The sequence below is a fragment of the Bradyrhizobium sp. 62 genome, assembly GCF_023073035.1.
GTDB lineage: Bacteria > Pseudomonadota > Alphaproteobacteria > Rhizobiales > Xanthobacteraceae > Bradyrhizobium.
On sequence record NZ_JADPIT010000016.1, the window covers coordinates 204,258 to 219,925 of the forward strand.

The window sequence follows — 15,668 nt, forward strand, 5'->3', positions numbered from 1 at the left end:
CCTTTGTCGGCATTGGGTTTTTTCGAGCTTCCGATTTTACGAAACCTGTTTGACTCGTCGGGCAAAACAGGAGCATGATGCCATCGTCGCACTCCGCCGGCTGCCGCATGAAACAGCTGGAAGCCCCTTGTGGGGCTTCTCGTTCTTCATTCGACCCCGAAGGCACGGCGTGCCCCAAGACCATGCGGTATCGCTTAGCCACTGACCTCGGTCTCCCCGACGAGCCCGACTGTCGCGAAGTAGCCATCCAGCCGCTCCACATCGACTGACGAGACCACCGCACCGACATATCCGTCCGGCCGCACCAGCCACCATTGACCTGGCTCAGGCGCATAGGCGCCCTCGAAATAACCGTCGCTGTCGGCAAGGTCCCCGCCGGCACCAATGTGATGAATGTGCAGACCGGCGCGTGGCGCTATGAGGTTCCGCTCCGCGTTGAACGCGAGAAGCGTCCAATGGGCCCCGGCGAACAGCTCAAACAGCCGCCGCGTCTTGCCTGCCGAACCTTGAAGCGGTGCATCGGGTGCACGGTTTCCTGCGACGACGAGGCCGCGACGCTCGGGCGCGTCCAGCGCCAACGGGGAGCCCGCATAACCGATGTCTAGTTGCTGAACCTCTCTGCCGCGCCGGCTGTCTCCTCGCTTGGTCGCATCCAGCAACTTGGTCGCCAGTCCCAGCGTCGCCGCCGCGATCGGCCGCCGTTCTTCCTCATAGGTCTCGAGAAGCGCAGCCGGAGCCCGAGAGGCGAGCACGGCCGCAAGCTTCCATCCGAGGTTATAGGCGTCCTGAACGCTGGTATTGAGCCCCAGGCCGCCGGTTGGCGGATGTGTGTGCGCGGCGTCGCCCGCCAGGAAGACGCGGCCGATGCGGTAGTGGTCGGCCAGGCGCGCGTTCATGGTGAAGGCCGAGGCCCAGGATACCGAGTGAACGCAAACATCTTTCCGGCCGGTGCGTCCGGTCAACATTGCGGTGAGGCCGTCCTCGGACAGATCGACATCTCCCTCGAGCGGAACGGGGGCCTGCAACTGAAAGAGTTCGGTGCCTGCCAGCGGGCAGACCGAGATCTGCCGCTCCATGTCGCCTTCGTTGAAGCGGTGCCAGGCGTCGCGCCCGAAGCCGGTCAAATTGATATCGGCAACGACGGCGCGGACGCCCAGTGTCTTGCCCGGGAAATCGATGCCGAGCGTCTTGCGAACGAAGCTGCGCCCGCCGTCCGTGCCGACAAGGTAGCCAACACGGATGACCTCCTCTGCGGACTTGCGGGCGAGACGCGCGGTCACGCCATCCTCGTCCTGCTCGAAGGAGACCAGTTCGCAGCCGAACTCCGGCTCATACCCAAGCTCGAGCAGGCGTTCTCGCATCACCCGCTCGGTCAAGAACTGCGGCACCATGAGCGGAATGTGGAAGGGCTCGGCTGCGCTTGGCTCTGACGGCTCGAACGGAGCCTTCTCGGAAAAGCTGCCATCGGGACGATACTCGCGCGGCATCGGGTACAGGCCCCCGGCAGCGACCAAGCGATCGAGAATGCCGAGGTCCTCGAATATCTCCTGCGTCCGCGGCTGAATGCCCTTCCCGCGGGAGCCGCGGAATGCATCGTCCATCTTCTCGATCAGGCGGAACGGCACGCCGCGCCGGGCGAGTTCGATTGCCAGCGTCAATCCAGCCGCGCCGGCGCCGCAGATAAGCACCTCGGTTTCATATCTGGTTGTCATGATCTTTCCTTTCCGTGTATTTTGCACGTAATCGGAGAAGCAGAATCATGTCAACAAAAAACGTGCAAAATACACGCATCTCGCAACAGATCCGGGTGATCCATGGCGCACTGCTCGACATCGTGAGCGTCATAAACCGGCCGGATCGCGATGAGGTCCTGATCAAGGAAGCGGGTATTCGGCTCGATCGGGCACTCTTCCCACTGCTTGTGGGCATCGAACGGCTGGGGCCAATCAGCATCGTGGAGCTGGCCGCGAGAACCGGCCGCGATCACACGACGGTCAGCAGGCAGGTCGCAAAGCTCGAGAGCCTTGGTTTGGTGGATCGCCGGGCGAATGAAACCGACCGGCGCGTGCGCGAGGCGGTGGTGACCAGGCAAGGCAAGGAAATGACCGTGCATATCGATGCGGCGCGCGAACGCATCGGCACCGCGATCTTCGCAAGCTGGAAGCCGGCCGAGATCGATGACCTTGTGAGGCTCATGCGCAAATTCGCAGATGCCATGAAGGACCAGCCGCAGGGCTGAAACGGATACGACCCAGAGACGGATACGACCCAGAGAGAAGGCGTGCTTGCGTGCGCTGTCGGCATCTCAAGCCAGTGAAGCTCGCAGGATGGGTTGAGCTCTTGCGAAACCCATCGCCCGACGAGCGCAGTCTAGAAGTTTGATGGGTTTCGCTTCCGCTCTACCCATCCTACGAGCTTCGGGCGAATCGCTTCTATGCCGGAGGCAACGTCACCCCGGTCAACTCGCCCAGCCTGTCGAGAAGTCTCTCCTGAAAATCGGGATCGGTCGCTTCGTGCGCCGGCTCTTGTTGCCGGAGGTCATGCCAGTAACGACCGCTGACCAGGGCGGCGGGATCATCGCTCACCGCGAGCCAGGTCTGCGTCCGTTGTCCAGTGGCCACGCCGACCGGCGCTCCGGCACCGCCCATTTTGGTGCGGACCCAGCCGGGATCGACGGCGTTGCTCAGCACCTGCGGCCAACGCCGCGCCAAGGCAAAGGCCAGTGCGACCATGTGCAGCTTGCTCTCCGCGTACGCCTTGGCCGGATCCCAGGTTCGCCTCATCCAGTCGAGATCGCCCAACGATCCCTCTCCGCCGCGATGGAGTCCGCTGCTGAGATACACCAGCCGATCGGGGCGTTTCATCAGGGCGGTGAGCAAATAGGGCGCGAGCGTGTTGACCGCCAGGGTGGTGGCGTGGCCTTCGGGCGTCGGGCCGCGGCTGCGCTCGGTATAGACCCCGGCGTTGTGGATGACCGCGTCCATTCGTCCGATTGTGTTGACCTGGTCTGCCACGTGCCTCGTCTGGGCGACGCTCTTGAGATCGCCGATCACGACCCGTGCGGAATGCGATTCAAGCCCGGCGATTGCCGCCGCACGTTCCGCCGATCGCGCGTGCAGGACGACTTGGTGGCCCTGTTCGAGGATAGACTGGGCAGCTGCGCGGCCCAAACCGTCCGTGCTGCCCGTGATGAAGACGATTGCCATGGCCACTCCTGTTCGATCCCCGCTTCGGCGCCTCCGTCGAAACCTCAACGAGAATGCAACATGTTCGACTGATCATGCCGTGGCGAACGGGAGCGCCGAACGAAGACATCACAACCGAACAATCCTCGAAGAAGCGCATTAACATCCGATAAGTTGGGAATGACCGCATGTCGAATTTCGTCATGCTGCTGGTCGAGGACGACTCGCTCCAGCGCGAAGTTCTATCCGACCTTCTTAAGGACGAAGGGTTCGAAGTCGTCGAATGTGCCACCGCAGAAGCGGCGGAGCTAATCGTGGCGTCTACTGGCAATGAGCTACGGGCGCTCATCACTGATCACAACCTCGCTGGGAGAATGACCGGGCTCGAGCTCGCGGAGTACGCTCGCAGTGCGCATCCCGGGCTCAACATCGTGCTGATGTCCGGGACGGTGATGGCGCCCCTCCCGCCCAACACGACCTTTTTGCACAAGCCGTTCGCGCCCGCCCATTTGCTGGCGGCCGTGTAGAATCAGAATGCCCTCGAAGGTCATCCGCCCGAATTTTCTGCGCCGACGGCGTTCTCGCTCTCCGGCACCGTCAGCCGGACGGAGTGCCCCTGCCGCATGGCGAGCGATGCCGCCGCAACGGCCGCCTCGAAAGCGGCTTCCTTGGTCTGGTAAGTGTTCCGGACTTCGCCATCGTGGTCGACGTGCCAAGCACCGTCCCTGCCAACAATATCATAGGCTGCGAGGCCCATAGTCCATCCCTCCTTCATGCGTCCGGTGTTGCCTTGGACGCCTGGGTGCTGCTCACCGGGTCCGACGCCGGGAAACTGTCCTTCAAGCCCTTGTCCAACTCGTCGTCCTTGGCCTTGTCGCGTCGGATGCCACGCTTGAGATCATCCGCGTTCTTGTCCGGCGGTGCCGGATCGAATTTTTCGGTCATGGAAGTGTCCTTTCGCTACCTCAAACGCCTTGAGCTCCCGACCGTTCCTTTCGAGGAACAACGCAGTCGCGGTTTGCTGTCGAACGGAAAAAACCAGAAAGCGCCTGCCGCGCGGGCCCTTTCATTCAGGTTGCATTTACTGCTACAACACGTCCTTAGATCGTATCAGGCATCCGCCAATCAGGAGAAGGCAATGAAAGCTTCGGTTTTTGCGCTGGGGGGCTTGATGATTCTGTCGATCACATCAGCGAACGCAGCTCCCAAAGCGATGGCCGCCCCGACCACGGCGGCCAGCTCGGTCGCATGTTCCACCTCGGGTGGCGGCTTTGGGAGCTACTCGTCAGGCTGCCGAAACGGAGCAAACTTCAAGACCTACAACGAATGCAAGGAGTCAGGCGTCAAGCGCGGCTGGAGACACGAAGATATGGCGTGGTACTGCAGCGGTCTGGGACTGCAATAGCTTGCAGTTGCGAGGCATGGCGGGACGGCCGAACGGCATTGGCTGTTTACGGCCGCGGACCTACAGCGACGGTTGGAGCGCCCCATGGAATGCACAATCCGGCCCGCACTCGCGAATGATGCCGATGGGATCAGTGCTATCATCTTGCGGGCGCTGCGGGAAACGAACGCGAAGGACTATGCGGACGAGATCATCGAAAGGATCGCGCATAGTTTCAGTCCCGATGCCGTGCGGCGGCTGATCGGACAACGCACCGTGTTTGTCGCCACGATCCGCAGCCGCATAGTTGGAACAGCAAGCCTCGACGGAAACGTGGTCCGCACGGTCTTCGTGGCTCCCGATGTTCAGTGCGGGGGCATCGGCAAGTTGCTGATGGCCGAGATCGAGCGCACGGCGCGCGCACGAAACGTCGCTTCGCTGACCGTCCCTTCTTCCGTCACCGCCGAGACTTTCTACGCGCGGCTCGGGTTCAAGGCGGTGCACGACAGCTATCATGGTGACGAACGCACGATCATCATGGAGCGCCTGCTAAAGGACCCGATCTAGGTTTGGCTGTTCTCCAGGATTCAGCGGCCAGCGGGCTTATCGTATCGCTACCGCCGCGCGGCGAGCACGTTCGAAGGAGCCGTTTGCAACGCTGCGCGCCTCTCGCTGAGGGCATGATCGAACAGCTCGAGCACCAGGCCAAAGGCTGCCAGCTCCTCCTCCTCGATGGCGCCGTCATCGTAGCAGCCAAGCGTTTCCTCGATGATGGCGTCGACCTCCTGCTGCATAGCCAGCAGTTCGTGGTCGAACTCCGCGGTGCGCACCCTGGAAACCAGGGCCAGAATTCTGTTGCGATGGCCGGTGTTCTCGTCCCTTTCATCCCGATTGAGATATTGACGCAGCCAGGCGCCGGCCGAACCAATGCCGGAGAGAAGCAGGAGCGCAAACCAGAAGTAGTCGCCGTATCTGTCGAGGAAGGTGCGCTCAGTGCCGTCGATCACGGCCGCCGCTCCCCGGTGTACCGGCAGCTCGGCTTCTTTCTCGGTGTCCGGCTTGGTGATTTGCGCAGCGCCAGGCACTTGCCTGGCAATCGCCTGCCGGAGGGCGAATTGCTGGCGGTAAAACGCCGCCACTGTCGTTTCGGACAAGGCATTCCGTGCGACGATCAAATGACTGACACTGACAGTCTCCACCTTGTCATCGGGCCAGGCCGGACTCGCATTGAAAATGCTTGGTGGAATTTCCTCCGATTCATAACGCGGATGCTTCAAGGCGATGGCTTCCGATGCGTCGATCGCGAGAAATTTGGGCTCGCCACGTGTCCGCGCCGTCGCGGCGACCGCGTCGGCGGTTATCTTGCTGTCGAGCGGACCGACCGCCATGTAAGCGTCAAGGCTCGGGTCGCGCGCCAGCTCCTCAATCTGGCCCGTGCCGAACTGGCTAATCGTGACCTTGTCCGCTGCTACCCCGGCGGCGCTCAGGATGACCCTCAGCAATGCGGCGTTCGCCGGCGTCCCGCCGATCACTCCCACCTTGCGGCCTTCGAGATCGGCGACCTCCTTGATCTTCGGCGCCGGTTTCCGCTTGGAGCCCTTGCCCGCAACTCCCGAAGAAGACCACAGCACGACGAAATTCTTGCGCAAGATGACGACTGTTTGCGCGTCCGCCGGCATTTCCAGATCGCCGCGACCGACCGCGAGGTCGGCCTTGCCGGCACCGAGCAGAGCGAGAGCTTCGGCCGCCCCGGCGGTCACGATCGGAGACAGCTTTACAGTCCTGCTTTCGCTGGCAAAGGCCTCGGTCATCGCCTCGATCACCTTGTGATCGTTGCTTCCCGGCGGTCCGACGGCAATCCGGAGAGTTATCGGCCGCAGCGCGTAATACAATGTACCCGCAGCGGCTCCGAAAACGAGAAATCCGACGGCCAAAATCAGCAGCAGGGTCTTCGTCTGTCTCCGCCCTCGGCGGGCTGCGTCACTGCGTATCATCGGGGGCTCAGACGAGGACATTTGGCGCTGCCGGTTGGAGGTCAAAAATCGCTGCCTGCTTTGGAAGCATACCATGGTCTTCTGGAGGACGATAATGTCCGAGAAGCGCCACTGGTTTCTCGGTGGCCGGCGTAAGCTTTCGATCTTGCACCATTCGCTCTGGATTCCGCATTCCACGCCTGGCGATTCCCGGAATGACGGGCCGCACCACCTTGATCCTCCTCGCCAAATAGATCACCATCGCGCGATTGACCGCTCACGGCAGAATGGGCGAGGAAACGCGAATGAACGCTCCCTCCGGCGTCGATCTCGGCGAACGCGCCCGCGCCATCGCGCCGCTCATTGCCAGCGAGGCTGACGAGATCGAGCGGACGCGGCGGCTGACGCCGGCCGTCGTCTCTGCGCTGATCGAGAACGGGCTCTATCACGCGCTGCTGCCGCAAAGTCTTGGCGGCGGCGAAGCGCCGCCGGAAGCCTTCATGCAGATGCTGGAGGAGATCGCGAAAGCGGATGCCTCCACCGCCTGGTGCCTTGGTCAATGCGCGGTCTGCGCGATGATCGCGGCCTCGCTCGACCACGACACCGCGCAGGAGATCTTCAACACGGCGCCGGGCATCCTCGCCTGGGGCGCGATCGCGCACGAGGCGCGCATCGTCGAGGGCGGTTATCGCGTCACGGCGCGCTGGGATTTTGCCTCGGGCTCGCGGCAGGCGAGCTGGCTCGGGGCACATGTCCGCATCGTCGGGGCCGACGGCGCGCCGCGCAAGAATGCCGACGGCTCGGCGGAGGTGCGCACCATCCTGTTTCCGGTCGCGAGCGCCGTGCTGCACGACGTCTGGCAGGCGATCGGGCTCGCCGGCACCGGCACCGATTCCTACGAGGTCGCCGACCTCTTCATCCCCGAGCGCTTCACCGCGTTTCGTGACGTCCCGTCCGCGCTACGCGAGAAGGGGCCGCTCTACAGGATCGGCACCGGCTCGGCCTTCAGCCTCGGCTTTGCCGCGGTGTCGCTCGGCGTGGCGCGCGCCACGCTCGATGCCGCGATCGCGCTGGCGCGCGGCAAGCATCAGTCGCTGGCGGCCAGCGCCATGCACGACAACGGGGCGGTCCAGGGCCTGATCGGCCGCACCGAGGGCGACCTGCGGGCCGCGCGCGCCTATCTCTATGCGACGGCAAGCGCGATGTGGCGCGATCTCTGCGCGACCGGCGAATTCAGCGCGGCGCATCGGAGCTCGGTTCGCCTCGCCGCGACCTGGACCATTCACCAGTCGGCCAGGGTGGTCGACAGCGCCTATCACATGGCCGGCGCCACGGCCGTATTCCGCAGCAATCCGTTCGAACGCCGATTCCGCGACATGCACGCCATCGCCCAGCAGATCCAGGCGCGCGATACGCATTACGAAGACGTCGGTAAGATGATCCTTTCCGGAGACCGCTGACGTGGACCCGTTGCGACAGTGCACCCACGCTGACCCATATTGAGTTCGCCATCCGGCGTCTTCGCCGATGAACCTTTGCAGATCTTGCCGGACCAATTTCTATAGCTACAAAAACAACAGCTTTTCCGCTGTGACCGCGCCGACCATTTGGAAGTGATAATTCTGAATTGTTTCTAGCGCGCTGCCTTTGCGCAAGAGAGGTCCGTTATGGGCCGAACAGCTGGCAGGAAAGTCAGTCGCCATGCCATTCAGGGGCGTTCGCCGGGATGGCACCAAGGTGGCATTCTCGTTGTCGCCATCCTCTGCGTCGCATGCACTGTCCTGTTCGCGAGCGAAGCCGTGGCTCAATGCTCGGCGCGAGACGTCCTGCGGAACCACTTGAAGCTCAAGCAAGCGCGCTCTGATGGGCCGCAGATCCCGATCAGATCCGCCGTCGATGTCCCGGTGTGGAAGACGATCAGGATCGGGACGTTTGCAAATGTCTTCGCCCTCGGCAACGCGTTGGATGCGGCAGGTTGCGGCATCGGAAACTCGGCTGGCGAAATTCTCGCCCGGCCGACGTTTACCGTCAGCGCCACGACAACGAGCGTAGAGCTTTTCACGGTGTCGGCAGCCGAACTGGGCTTTCGGACCGACACTGCGTTGCTGGCGGACATCTATGCGCGCGCTAAACAGTTGGGTTTCGGCCTCGCGGCTGCAGAAGTCGGACCACAACTGAGGCTTCAATATTTCGACCAGCCGATCGGCGAATTTCTCATCATCGGAATGGAGCCAATCAGGACCTGGCAGGGCGCCCCCGTCATCTTGAATGTAGCCAATGGCGGCGCGGGACTCATCCTCATCGGCCAGGATGGCAGCGCCGATGCTCAGATCCCCGCGGCATCCCGCTTCGTATTCGTGCGGTCCCATGAAACCGCTCCGGCCGAGGCCGTAACACTTGTCGGCCACTGAATTTCAACTGCGCCCACTCAAGATGCAAGCTGGCATCCCCCGGCCTAGGCCACCATTGCGGCGTCCTCCTCGGCACCATCGATGCCCCGTTGCGCGGCGAGCAGACTGATAATCTCGATATTCGGCCGGGCCTTGCTGAACAGAAAACCCTGGCCTTCGTCGCAGCCCTCAGTGCGCAGACAGCTCAGCTCGGCTTCGGTCTCGACGCCCTCGGCGGTGATGGTGACGCCGAGGCCTTTGCCGAGGCTGACGATGGAGCGAATGATCGCCTGGGCCTCGCGATTGGCGCCGAGATCGCGCACGAAGGACTGGTCGATCTTGATCTTGTCGAACGGGAAGCTGCGCAGATAGCTCAGGCTGGAGTAGCCGGTGCCGAAATCGTCCATCGAGATGCGCACGCCGAGCGCGCGCAACGCGTGCAACGTCGCCAGCACCTGGGCGCTCTTCTCCAGCAGCAGCGTCTCCGTGATCTCGAGCTCGAGCCGCCGCGGCGGCAGGCCGGAATGCTTCAGCGCATCCGTCACCACCGAAAGCAGATTGCCGCTGCGGAACTGGAGCGGCGACAGGTTGACGGCGACGCGGACGTCGTCCGGCCAGGTCGCGGCATCGTGACAGGCCCGGCGCAGCATCAGGCCGCCGAGCGGATTGATCAGCCCGGTTTCTTCCGCGACCGGAATGAACTCGGCCGGCGAGACCATGCCGCGCTCGGCATGCGGCCAGCGCACCAGCGCCTCGAAGCCGGTGATGCGGCCGCTCTGGAGGTCGATCAGCGGCTGGTAGTACGGCCGCAGCACGTCGTTCTGGATCGCGTCGCGCAGCTCGACCTCGATCTTGCGGCGGGTCTGCGCTTTCGCATCGAGCGCCGCCTCGAAGAACGCGAACGAGCCGCGCGCATCCAGCTTGGCGCGCGACAGCGCCATGTCGGCGCTCTTGAGCAGCTTTTCGGAATCGTCGCCGTCGCCCGGCGCCATCGCGATGCCGATGGAGGCGCCGATCACCACGGAATGGCCGTCGAGCAGATAAGGATCGGCGATGGCTTCCAGCAGGCGCTTGGCCAGCAGCACCGCATCCTCGGGACGCGTCAGGCCGCTCTGCACGATTGCGAACTCGTCCGAGTTCAGCCGCGCCAGCGCGTCCTCCTCGCGCAAGGTCGAACGCAGCCGCTTGCCGACACCGCGCAGCAGCTTGTCGCCGATCGCGTGTCCCAGCGTGTCGTTGACCGCCTTGAAATTGTCGAGCCCCAGCATCAGCAGCGCGACCTTGTCGGTGCTGCGCCTCGTATGCAGCAGCATCTCGTCGATCTGCTGGCGCAGCAGATTGCGGTTTGGCAGACCGGTCAGCCCGTCATGCTGGGCCATGAAGGCGAGCCGTGCCTCGGCGCGCTTGCGCTCGGTGATGTCCATCAGCGCGAGCAGCACCGCGGGCCGCCCGGCATAAGTCAGTTCGCGCGAATAGATCGCAAGGTCGATCAGGGCGCCGTCGGCCTTGACGTGCTTCCAGGTGCGTCCGGCCTGCTCCTCGCCGGCCGAATCGGTGGTCCAGGGCGGCTCGCTGTCGAAAGCCTGAAGGGAACGGATCGTCAGCAGCTCGAACTCGGCGCGGCTGTAGCCGTAATGGGCGACAGCGGCATCGTTGACGCCGAGGATGCGCTCGTCGTCGAGTGCGCAAACGATCATGGGGACGGGATTGCCGTCGAACAGCAGGCGGAACGAGGCCTCGCGCTGCTTCAACTCGGTGATGTCGACGCGCAGGCCGACGACGCCGCCGTCGTCGGTCAGCCGCTCGTCGATCAGGATGACGCGGCCGTCCGCCAGCTTCTGCTCGTGGCGCGCGCCGGGCTGATAAAGCCTTTGCAGCCGCTCGGCGATCCATTCTTCCTCGTGGCCGGCAGCTTCGGGATAGTCGCCGCGGGCGACGCCGATGCGCAGCGTGTCCTCGAGGCGCGCGCCTTCCTCGAACAGATCGGCGGTCTTGCTGTAGATTTCCGCGTATTGCTTGTTCCAGAGGACATAGCGGCCCTCGGCATCGAGAAACACGATGCCTTGCGGCAGGATCTCGATGGCCTGGCGCAGGCGCTCATGGGATTTGCGCGCTTCCGCGATCGCGGCCTCGGCGCGGCCGCGCAGACCTTCGTCGCGTTCGGACGGAGGATGAGGGGCGCGCGCAAAGCGCGGCTTGCGCGGGTGCAGGCCGGACCTGCCAAGCACACTTCCCTTTCGCTTTTTTGGCTTTCGAAACCCCAAACTCAACTTCACTCGTCCCAGTCGCGCCCAGCGACCGCAACTCTTGGGGCAAGTGTCTGAAAGAAAGGTAATCTTGGGTGGCATGGCGAGGGGACGCACGGTCTGGCAGTCTCGAAAAAACAGCCCCCATTGCCCGTTTGCAAGGCGCGACAGTGCCGATGGGCGCCCCAGGCGCATCGCATTGTCGTCATCGGAGAACGAGATGGCGCAAAATTGCGCGCTGCCTTGAATCATTTCCGGGATCGCGCGCGCTTGCATGCAGAAGGGGGTGAGTACGCGTCCCGCGCACGAATTTTGGTCAATGCATGAGAGGGTTATCGCATTGTTAAAAATCGGCCGGCCGACGCACCGGGAACTACGACTTCGAGACGATATTTCAGCCGAGGGACTGTTTCTTAACCCTGACGCGGTGTTGGGCTATAAGAATGTCAACATGAGTCCCCGCCGCTTCGCCCCTCTCCTGCTCGTCATGACGCTCCTGGCCGCCGGCGACGCGCTGGCCCAGGACAAGGGCAGCGTCAACCCAAAGCCGCTGCCGCCGCTCGCCAATCCGAACGATCCCAGTATTGGCGCCAAGGAACTGTTCGCGCGCAAGCTGCTGCCGTCGAAGGGACCGGCGCACGTCATCGGCTCCTATGTGAAAGGCTGCATCGGCGGCGCCGAGCAGATGCCGCTCAACGGCGACAATTGGCAGGTGATGCGGTTGTCGCGCAACCGCAGCTATGGTCATCCCGCGATGATCGCGCTGATCAAGCGGCTTGCCGCCAGGGCGCACAAGGACGCGGGATGGCCGGGCATCCTGGTCGGCGACATCGCCCAGCCGCGCGGCGGGCCGGCCCTGTCCGGCCATGCCAGCCACCAGATCGGCCTCGATGCCGACATTTGGCTGACGCCGATGCCGGACCATCGCTTATCGCGCGAGGAGCGCGAGGACATGTCGGCGGTGATGATGGTGCGCCCGGACCGGCTCGACATCGATCCGAAGGTGTTCACGCCGGGCCATGTGCTGGTGCTGCGCGACGCGGCGCAGGAGCCGGCGGTGCAGCGCATCTTCGTCAATGCCGCGATCAAGAAGGCGCTGTGCCGGGAGGCCAAGGGCGACCGTTCCTGGCTGTCGAAGATCCGGCCGTGGTGGGGCCACGACTATCACTTCCACATCCGCATGCACTGCCCGGCGGGCGCGAGCGACTGCGAGGGCCAGCCGTCGCAATCCGAGGACGAAGGCTGCAAGCCCTCCGATCTCGCCTATTGGTTCAGCGACGGCGTGCTGCACCCCAAACCGCCGGCGGAGCCGCCGAAGCCGAAACCGCCGATGACGCTGGCGCAGATGCCGGCGGCGTGCAAGGCCGTGCTGCACGCGGGCGACGCGAAACGGTAAAGCCTCCGCGGTCATCCCGGCCTAGTGCGCAATTGCGCACCAGGCCGGGATGACGAATTCCTGGTTGGCGCCATGCGAACCGTCGCCTTTGACCTGTTCGGCCACCCTGTTATGATGACCCAGCGATCGCTTGCCGGACCGTAAGTCCGTCGGGCTTGCCGGAACAGCGCTTCCGCCGGTCGCAAGCCTAATTCAACCAACGCCGTCTTGCGCGCGCCGCCTTGCGTGCCCTGAACGCGCGCATGGAGCGCTTCCGATGTCCCGCCTTTCCGTGCTGCTTTCGGCTATGTTCCTTCTGGCCGCGAGCCTTTCGCCTGCTGGAGCCGAAGACAAGACCATCACCGTGTTCGCGGCAGCCTCGATGAAGAACGCGCTCGACGAGGTCGACGCGGCCTACACCGCCAGGACCGGCGTCAAGTTCAGCGTCAGCTATGCCGCAAGCTCGGTGCTCGCCAGGCAGATCGAGCAGGGCGCGCCGGCCGATGTGTTCGTCTCCGCCGACACCGACTGGATGGACTACGCGATCTCCAAGAAGACCATCAACGAGCCGAGCCGGGTCAATCTGCTCGGCAACAGCATCGTGCTGATCGCGCCGAAGGATTCCAGGCTCGACAACATGCCCATCGCGCAGGGTTTTGACCTCGCAAAGCTCGCCGGCGACGGCAGGATCGCGACCGGCGACGTCAAATCCGTGCCGGTTGGGAAGTATGCCAAGGCGGCGCTGACGAGCCTCGGAGCCTGGCAGGCGGCGGAGCCGAAATTCGCCATGGCCGAGAGCGTGCGGGCCGCGCTGACGTTGGTCGCGCGTGGCGAGGCCAACCTCGGCATCGTCTATTCCACAGATGCCAAGGTCGAGCCCGGCGTGAAGATCGTCGGCACCTTCCCGGCGGATTCGCATCCCGCGATCATCTATCCCGTCGCTGCGACCACGACAGCAAAGGGCGAGACCAGCGACTATCTCGCCTTCCTGCGCTCGACCGCCGCCAAGACCATTCTGGAAAAATACGGTTTCAAGTTCCTGATCAGCCCCTCCACTTGATTTTGCGATTTGATGCTCGACATCTCTCCCGCCGAATGGACGGCGATCCTGCTCTCGCTCAGGGTTGCCGTCATCGCGACGCTGGTGGCAACGCCGTTCGGCATTGCGCTGGCATGGCTGCTCGCGCGGCGTGATTTCTGGGGCAAGTCGGTGCTCGATGCGCTGGTGCATCTGCCGCTGGTGCTGCCGCCTGTCGTCACCGGCTATCTGCTACTACTGACCTTCGGCCGCCGCGGACTCGTCGGCGGTTTTCTGGCCGATACTCTCGGCATCGTCTTCGCCTTCCGCTGGACCGGTGCTGCGCTTGCCTGCGGCCTGATGGCGTTTCCGCTGCTGGTGCGTCCGATGCGGTTGTCGATCGAGGCGATCGACCGCCGGCTCGAGCAGGCCGCCGCGACGCTCGGCGCCACTCCTTTCAAAGTGTTCTTCACGGTGACGCTGCCCTTGGCGCTGCCCGGCGTGCTCGCCGGCATGGTGCTCGGCTTTGCGAAAGCGATCGGCGAATTCGGCGCCACCATCACCTTCGTCTCCAACATTCCCGGCGAGACCCAGACGATTTCGTCCGCGATCTATTCGTTGATCCAGACGCCGGACGGCGACGCCGCCGCGGGACGGCTCGTGATCGTCTCGATCGTGCTCGCGCTGGGTGCGCTGATTGCGGCCGAATGGTTCGCCCGCCGCGCCACCGCGCGATTGCACGGGAACTGACCATGCTGCGCGTCGACATAGAAAAGCAGCTCGGCGAGTTCTCGCTGTCCGCCTCCTTCGCGAGCGAAGGCCGCGTCATCGGCCTGTTCGGAGCGTCGGGCGCCGGCAAGACCTCGCTGGTCAACATGATCGCGGGGCTGCTGCGGCCCGACCGCGGCACCATCGTGATCGACGGCGAGACGGTCGACGACAGCGCGGCCGGCATTCATGTGCCGACCTGGCGCCGCCGCATCGGCTATGTGTTCCAGGATGCGCGGCTGTTTCCGCATCTCAACGTCGCGCAAAATCTCGACTATGGCAGGCGAATGAACGGCCTCGCGCCCGATCCGGCGCAGCACAAGCGCGTCATCGAGCTGCTCGACATCGGCGCGCTGCAGGGTCGCCGCCCCGGAAAACTCTCTGGCGGCGAGCGCCAGCGCGTCGCGCTCGGCCGCGCGCTGCTGTCAAGGCCGCGCCTGCTGCTGCTCGACGAGCCGCTCGGCGCGCTCGACGAGGGCCGCAAGCTGGAGATCCTGCCCTATCTGGTGCGGCTGCGCGACGAGGCTAATGTCCCCATGGTCTATGTCAGCCACGACGTCGCCGAGCTGCGCCAGCTCGCGACGCAGATCGTGATGCTGAAGCAGGGCCGGGTGACGTCGTTCGGCGGGGTGAAGGTGCTGACGTAGCCGTACTGGCCGTCGCACCCACCGCCGTCGTCCCGGCGAAGGCCGGGACCCATACCCCGTGCTTTATCGGTAGGCGGCAGTGGGAGTACCGGCGAAGAATAGCAGGCGGTCTTCGCCAAATAACTTCCTGTGGCTGTGGGTCCCGGCCTTCGCCGGGACGACGTTGGGGAGACAGTGGGGCTAACGCGCCTTCCGCCGCTTCGGCTTCACCGCGCCAAACACGCTCGTCAAATCCTCACTCACCGGCGCCGCATCGTCATCCAGATGCAGGCGGCTCTCGACATGCAGGAAATGCTCGCGCGACACCGCAATCGCACGCGCGACGTCGCGGGCACGCAGCGCTTCGACGATGGCACCGTGCTCGTCCACCGCACAGATCGAATCGGTGGCGGGTTCGTAGACCGAGACCATCACCGAGGAGCGGCTGAGCAGATCGGCGAGGAAGCGCGAGAGCTCTGCATTGCCGAGCGCCTCCACCAGATGAACGTGGAACGCGCCCGACAGCCGCACCGACGCGGCGCGGTCACCGCGCGTTGCCGCGGCGCGCTCCTCGGCGAGATGCGCCGTCAGTCGCTCGATCAGGGCGTCGTCGACATGACGCACGAGCTGCGTCAGCACGCCGGCCTCGAGCACGCGATGCGCCTCGTAGACGCTGCGGACGTCGTCGAGCGTCGGGCGCGGC

General features: G+C 64.2%; 17 protein-coding genes. 10 read left to right on the forward strand and 7 right to left on the reverse strand.

Annotated features, from left to right (window positions below; all coding sequences use genetic code 11):
* Nucleotides 1-194: 194 nt before the first annotated feature.
* Nucleotides 195-1,712, reverse strand: coding sequence for an FAD-dependent oxidoreductase (locus tag IVB47_RS19950; protein ID WP_247464054.1), 1,518 nt, complete (start codon nt 1,710-1,712; stop codon nt 195-197).
* Between the two features lie 44 nt (nt 1,713-1,756).
* On the opposite strand from IVB47_RS19950, the gene IVB47_RS19955 reads away from it, so the two are divergent.
* Entirely contained in the window at nt 1,757-2,239 is a 483-nt protein-coding gene (locus IVB47_RS19955; protein WP_247464056.1) for a MarR family transcriptional regulator, read from the forward strand.
* A gap of 193 nt (nt 2,240-2,432) precedes the next feature.
* On the opposite strand, the gene IVB47_RS19960 is transcribed toward IVB47_RS19955, so the two are convergent.
* On the reverse strand, nt 2,433-3,206 hold the full coding sequence (locus IVB47_RS19960; protein WP_247463538.1) for an SDR family NAD(P)-dependent oxidoreductase: 774 nt from the start codon (nt 3,204-3,206) through the stop codon (nt 2,433-2,435).
* Nucleotides 3,207-3,373: 167 nt separating this feature from the next.
* Here IVB47_RS19960 and IVB47_RS19965 point away from each other — a divergent pair, with 167 nt between their 5' ends.
* Nucleotides 3,374-3,712, forward strand: coding sequence for a response regulator (locus IVB47_RS19965; RefSeq protein WP_027565834.1), 339 nt, complete (start codon nt 3,374-3,376; stop codon nt 3,710-3,712).
* Nucleotides 3,713-3,732: 20 nt separating this feature from the next.
* Here IVB47_RS19965 and IVB47_RS19970 read toward each other — a convergent pair whose 3' ends face one another.
* Together IVB47_RS19970 and IVB47_RS19975 are read right to left on the reverse strand one after the other, a co-directional pair.
* On the reverse strand, nt 3,733-3,942 hold the full coding sequence (locus IVB47_RS19970; protein ID WP_027565835.1) for a hypothetical protein: 210 nt from the start codon (nt 3,940-3,942) through the stop codon (nt 3,733-3,735).
* Nucleotides 3,943-3,956: 14 nt separating this feature from the next.
* Nucleotides 3,957-4,130 (reverse strand): hypothetical protein, encoded by a 174-nt coding sequence (locus IVB47_RS19975; RefSeq protein ID WP_247463543.1) that lies wholly within the window; start codon nt 4,128-4,130, stop codon nt 3,957-3,959.
* Between IVB47_RS19975 and IVB47_RS19980 the strand changes: the two genes are divergently transcribed.
* Nucleotides 4,129-4,590, forward strand: coding sequence for a hypothetical protein (locus IVB47_RS19980; RefSeq protein WP_247463546.1), 462 nt, complete (start codon nt 4,129-4,131; stop codon nt 4,588-4,590). The two genes, IVB47_RS19975 and IVB47_RS19980, sit on opposite strands and share 2 nt — an antisense overlap.
* 84 nt (nt 4,591-4,674) lie before the next feature.
* On the forward strand, nt 4,675-5,136 hold the full coding sequence (locus IVB47_RS19985) for a GNAT family N-acetyltransferase (RefSeq protein ID WP_247285395.1): 462 nt from the start codon (nt 4,675-4,677) through the stop codon (nt 5,134-5,136).
* 47 nt (nt 5,137-5,183) lie between these two features.
* On the opposite strand, the gene IVB47_RS19990 is transcribed toward IVB47_RS19985, so the two are convergent.
* Nucleotides 5,184-6,584: a TAXI family TRAP transporter solute-binding subunit gene (locus tag IVB47_RS19990; RefSeq protein ID WP_247463549.1), complete on the reverse strand. Its 1,401-nt coding sequence runs from the start codon at nt 6,582-6,584 to the stop codon at nt 5,184-5,186.
* 263 nt (nt 6,585-6,847) lie between these two features.
* Between IVB47_RS19990 and IVB47_RS19995 the strand changes: the two genes are divergently transcribed.
* Nucleotides 6,848-8,002 carry an acyl-CoA dehydrogenase family protein gene (locus IVB47_RS19995; protein ID WP_247463552.1) on the forward strand — a complete coding sequence of 385 codons (1,155 nt, stop codon included), beginning with the start codon at nt 6,848-6,850 and terminating at the stop codon, nt 8,000-8,002.
* A gap of 207 nt (nt 8,003-8,209) precedes the next feature.
* Nucleotides 8,210-8,953, forward strand: coding sequence for a hypothetical protein (locus IVB47_RS20000; protein ID WP_247463555.1), 744 nt, complete (start codon nt 8,210-8,212; stop codon nt 8,951-8,953).
* A 44-nt stretch (nt 8,954-8,997) separates the two neighbouring features.
* Here IVB47_RS20000 and IVB47_RS20005 read toward each other — a convergent pair whose 3' ends face one another.
* On the reverse strand, nt 8,998-11,160 hold the full coding sequence (locus IVB47_RS20005; RefSeq protein ID WP_247463557.1) for an EAL domain-containing protein: 2,163 nt from the start codon (nt 11,158-11,160) through the stop codon (nt 8,998-9,000).
* Between the two features lie 469 nt (nt 11,161-11,629).
* On the opposite strand from IVB47_RS20005, the gene mepA reads away from it, so the two are divergent.
* The 4 genes from mepA to modC all read left to right on the forward strand — a co-directional run bounded on the left by mepA (nt 11,630) and on the right by modC (nt 14,986).
* Nucleotides 11,630-12,574 carry a penicillin-insensitive murein endopeptidase gene (gene mepA, locus IVB47_RS20010; protein ID WP_247357644.1) on the forward strand — a complete coding sequence of 315 codons (945 nt, stop codon included), beginning with the start codon at nt 11,630-11,632 and terminating at the stop codon, nt 12,572-12,574.
* A 256-nt stretch (nt 12,575-12,830) separates the two neighbouring features.
* Nucleotides 12,831-13,613: a molybdate ABC transporter substrate-binding protein gene (gene modA, locus IVB47_RS20015; RefSeq protein ID WP_247463562.1), complete on the forward strand. Its 783-nt coding sequence runs from the start codon at nt 12,831-12,833 to the stop codon at nt 13,611-13,613.
* Nucleotides 13,614-13,625: 12 nt separating this feature from the next.
* Nucleotides 13,626-14,321 (forward strand): molybdate ABC transporter permease subunit, encoded by a 696-nt coding sequence (modB, locus tag IVB47_RS20020; protein WP_247463564.1) that lies wholly within the window; start codon nt 13,626-13,628, stop codon nt 14,319-14,321.
* A gap of 2 nt (nt 14,322-14,323) precedes the next feature.
* Complete coding sequence (gene modC / locus IVB47_RS20025) at nt 14,324-14,986, forward strand: molybdenum ABC transporter ATP-binding protein (protein WP_247463567.1); 663 nt, start codon at nt 14,324-14,326, stop codon at nt 14,984-14,986.
* A 180-nt stretch (nt 14,987-15,166) separates the two neighbouring features.
* On the opposite strand, the gene IVB47_RS20030 is transcribed toward modC, so the two are convergent.
* The coding region (locus tag IVB47_RS20030) for a GntR family transcriptional regulator (protein ID WP_247463570.1) at nt 15,167-15,668 on the reverse strand (502 nt) is incomplete at its 5' end.